At 37.7% G+C, this 4106-nt stretch carries 2 protein-coding genes and 3 pseudogenes; 2 read left to right on the forward strand and 3 right to left on the reverse strand.

Annotated features, from left to right (window positions below; all coding sequences use genetic code 11):
- Positions 1 to 181: pseudogene (locus FTU40_RS14885) on the reverse strand (IS3 family transposase); the annotation flags it as partial.
- Positions 182 to 216: 35 nt separating this feature from the next.
- Between FTU40_RS14885 and FTU40_RS15395 the strand changes: the two are divergent.
- Both FTU40_RS15395 and FTU40_RS14895 read left to right on the forward strand, forming a co-directional pair.
- Positions 217 to 411: pseudogene (locus tag FTU40_RS15395) on the forward strand (hypothetical protein); the annotation flags it as partial.
- Between the two features lie 808 nt (positions 412 to 1219).
- The gene (locus tag FTU40_RS14895; RefSeq protein WP_005093681.1) at positions 1220 to 2875 is read left to right on the forward strand and encodes an HNH endonuclease signature motif containing protein; all 1656 of its coding nucleotides are present in this window, start codon (positions 1220 to 1222) and stop codon (positions 2873 to 2875) included.
- Positions 2876 to 3251: 376 nt separating this feature from the next.
- Here the strand turns inward: FTU40_RS14895 and FTU40_RS14900 are convergent, their stop codons facing one another.
- Both FTU40_RS14900 and FTU40_RS15400 read right to left on the reverse strand, forming a co-directional pair.
- Positions 3252 to 3575, reverse strand: coding sequence for a type II toxin-antitoxin system HicB family antitoxin (locus FTU40_RS14900; protein ID WP_063454488.1), 324 nt, complete (start codon positions 3573 to 3575; stop codon positions 3252 to 3254).
- 8 nt (positions 3576 to 3583) lie between these two features.
- Positions 3584 to 3709, reverse strand: a pseudogene (locus tag FTU40_RS15400) (toxin HicA); the annotation flags it as partial.
- Positions 3710 to 4106 lie beyond the last annotated feature (397 nt).

Here is a 4106-nt window from a genome sequence, read left to right on the forward strand (position 1 = left end):
TAATAGGATTTTGCTGATCTAAATGCTTTTGATGCCAGGCACGAAGTGTTTCAGGAGTACAACCAATCTTAGGCGCAATTGCTGTGATTGCAGCCCAAGTAGAAGGATAATCTTTTTCAGATTCAATCAATAATTGAACCGCTCTTTCTCTGATTTCAGGGGTATATTTTAATTTTGTCATCGGGATAGTCTCTCAGAATATTGACTCTCCGACAAACCCGGTACGGTTCACATTTTACGGCAGAGGATGAACCTATGCTTTCAATCCTTACAGAACATCAGTTTTTTCCGATAGTGATGAAACATAATAAATATGATTATTTTAGAATTATGTCTAAACAAGCGTCATTAAGTGCCGTGCGATGGGTACTTGCGTGGTTGAGTGTACGATATTTGGTGATTAGAGATCATAATTCTGTGAATTTGTTCAAGACAGCTACGTGTGCATAAATATCATTTACCTGACTAGGAAAACTTCTTGCTGCTCATTTATCACTTAATAATAGAGACTCAGGTATTTTTTATGGATCAACAAAGCAATAAAAACATCACATTATTCCTTGCATTTGATTTGCTACTGGAAGCTGTACAACACACTTCCTTATGGAAATAGCCTAAGCAGATATCGTTCAATTTAAGGGGCCCAGGCCTTTGCTTGGCAAATCAGATTTTAACAAAGCAAAGGCCTGGGAATCCGCGAATTTGATTTTTTTCTTTGCTTTCAATTTGATCCATACGTTATCGATTTATATTTTTTATTTAAAAATGAATAAAAAAATTCTAATTTGGTTTGACCAAAGAAAAAGATACCCATATGATAATTACATTACAGCAAAATCTGTAATCGGGCGTGGAAACCCGCATCTCAACGTACTAAAGAGTCACTTTTAGTGGCTCTTTTGTGTCTGCATGGCAATGCTTTATGGCAGGCCAAGTAGGGCAGTCTATGACTGGCCGTTTCGTTGAGCGGTATTTCCACCCCTATTTGGTTTGCCACCATCTCGTGGAAAAGATGTTGGCAAATTTCACATTGATCAACGAGATTACAATATGAAAAATATCATCTTAAAAGTACCCATTTCTCTTAGGTTTCTTTTGTTAGCGCTGACCGGATATTGACGGTCATTTAATTCATCGCTTTAACTAAATTGAACTATATGCACTTTCAAATTTCGTGCTTTAGCGAATATAGGAAAGTGCTGCCTGGAGAAAACAAAAAATGGGCCAAACTCGATTACTGACGAATATCATTCAGCGTAAAGTCATGTTGCCAGAAGAAATGTCGCCTTCAATGCAGCGTGATAATTTTGAAGTGGCACTGACTGATTTTGAAAAGCATGCCATCATCAAATGTTTATTTAAAGCGGATAACCAGCGTTCTACTGAATGTTGGAGTGTGCAGGAAATTGCAAACTTTATTGAGAATTGTACAGAAGATCAAAATATCAATTTGTGTATCTTGTATTGGAAAGATATACACGGCAACATCTATATTATCGATGGGGCGCATCGTCTTTCGAGTATTTATGCTTGGGTCAAGAGATATTTTGCAGATGAACAAGCCACTCAAGCGCCTAATTTTAGCGATCAACAAAAAGAAGATATTCGTGACCTGCGAAATCATTTAGGAGATCTAGCTGACTTCCAAAAAATTTGTATTGATCCTAAATTTGCAGAACAAAAATCTAAATTAGACGATATTAAAATCAGTTTCCGGCAAGTGCTTGGTACTCCAGAAGACGCAAGACGCGTATTCCAATCGATTAATTCAGATACTAAACGCCTAGATAAATATGAGGAATATCATCTAAGAAGTCGGGGAAGTGATGCATATTATGCGATCTATGCCTGTTGTTATATCAATGACAATAAATCCAATTTAGAAGAGCTTCAATATACACGTTTAAATTCGCTGATCGAGTTGGGGGAGAAGATCCATCAGCTGCTTTTCTCTACCATATTATTAGATACTGAAATGAGTCATGGCAAAAAAATTGGCTTGGTCAATGAGCTCATGAATATCATCGCGGGTGATCAGATTCATAATATCATGAGCCTGAATCAGGGTGAACGCGTTGAAAAGATCATGTCACATCTGTTTACGGTCCTTTGCAGAATGGCCACTCCTGTAAAAAATACTGGGGTTCCGAGTTTGGGCTTACATCCGTTCTTATATTTTTATAAGGACCAGCGTTTTCAGATTACTTCCTTTCTGGCATGGTTTGCTATTGTGTTTGAAATTCATGAAAGCCTGATGCAGATTCACCATCGAACCATTAGCTTTAAAGAGTTTACACGTGTCCGCCGTAGTATTGAGTTCTTGATTGCCAATTTTCCAGTGGCGACCACTGAAACGGTCGGTAAGTTCGGCAGTGGGATTAAAGGCTATGATCGGCTACAAATCGTTTATAAAGCCTTTATCTGTTTAAGCCTGGAAATGGATGTCGATTTTGAAGATGAAGAATGCCTGAACACCTTTATTTTGTCGATGTCAAAGGCTTTCAAGTACATCAACTTTAATGAGTTTTATTCTGAAAGATTTTTGGGTAATTATGATGATGGGGTTGTAGAGCATGTAGTCGGATATGTTGAATCGATTAGCCCGATCTCTCGATCAAAGCCCAAGGCCTTTTCAGCATTAACCAAAAATTTGCTTAAGCACAATTTTCTGGTGGGTAATCATAACTTTTGCCCCATTTGTGATGGATTAATCTATCTCGATTCTACTGAATCGGATCATCGGATTGCCAAAGCCGCAGGTGGCCAAGGGGTGCTAGAGAATGGTCTGCTGGTTCATCCACTCTGTAATAGAATGAAATCAGATCTGAGCCTGGAAGAGATTAGAGCGGATTTGTTTGGTGAATTACTGTATTAATCAGCAGAGTGATGAACTCATTTTCTCAAGTGTGTTAATTAATGATAAATCACATGATTTAACTTTTGATATATTCAGCCAGTGTAGCTTTTTTTAATTAAGTGCAGAATCATAGCTAGAAGCTAGCTGTAGTTTCTGAATGACCGTCAAGGTCCTTAGTTTTGCCCATTGATCCTTCTCTGGGCATTTTTTTTGATCAAAATATAACGCTATTCTTGCTAAAAATTGAATATTAATTTTTAACGAAAATTATGTGTAGATAGGTCTAGATAAATTTTTATTCCATTTTCTGCAAATTATTGGATAAACCAACCAGCTATTCTTGTTTATGGTCTACCAGTCATTCTCATTCCAAGTAGACCATCAAGATATAAAACTACATAGCCAATTTTGCCGATACCAAACGATTCATACTCACACCACGCTCCGCAGCTTCAAGTGCTAGTTTTTGATGAACCATTGATGGAACACGAACAGCAAACCGTCCGCTATACTTTTTTTCTGAAAGCGGTACAGGTAATTTCTCATTATTGCTGATCATATCTGCTACAACTTCAGCAACAAGATCAACAATCCCTGAAAATGCTTTAGATTGTTCTGCATCGAGCCAAGACAGTGACGGAAATTCGGCACATAGACCAACATACTCATTATCTTCTGCTGACCATGTAACACGATAAGTAAATTGTTTGCTATCCATTTGACACCTCACAATGTTTTAAGTTTATCAAGTGCAGCTAATACTTGCCTAACCTGATAAGGTTTAGCCTTTCCGCTATCATCTTGAAGATTAATACGAGGATCGCCTTGCCACGGTGTTTTAAATACCGTGTGACTACCACTTGTTTGTCTTGGTTCACCAAAATATTGCTTACAAACCTTGAGTAAATCGACATAGCGGATATTTTTTGGATTATTCCGCATTTGTTCTATAAGTTGATCAAGATTTGCCATTTAAATGCTCAATAGTGCCAATGATTAATAGTATCAATATTGATACCATTAATCAAGAGTTTGGCATGCCTAGTGGCTTATACGAACAGAAATGAATGGTAGGGTGCAAATAGGAATAGGGGGTAGATTTACATAGGAATATGCAATTTACTATCTGTAAGTGAAAGAGGACTCCACCCGACAGTCAGGGTGGAGGTGAATTTCACAGATTTTAACCTTGTTGGTTTTGAATGTATTTCTTAATAATATCTAAGGGCGCACCACCGCACGACCCTGC

It is taken from the genome of Acinetobacter sp. YH12100 (assembly GCF_013419135.1).
Lineage (GTDB): Bacteria > Pseudomonadota > Gammaproteobacteria > Pseudomonadales > Moraxellaceae > Acinetobacter > Acinetobacter pseudolwoffii.

Coding starts and splice junctions, on each gene's coding strand:
- FTU40_RS14900 (WP_063454488.1), bottom strand. CDS start 3,575: ATGGATAGCAAACAATTTACTTATCGTGTTACATGGTCAGCAGAAGAT.
- FTU40_RS14895 (WP_005093681.1), top strand. CDS start 1,220: ATGGGCCAAACTCGATTACTGACGAATATCATTCAGCGTAAAGTCATG.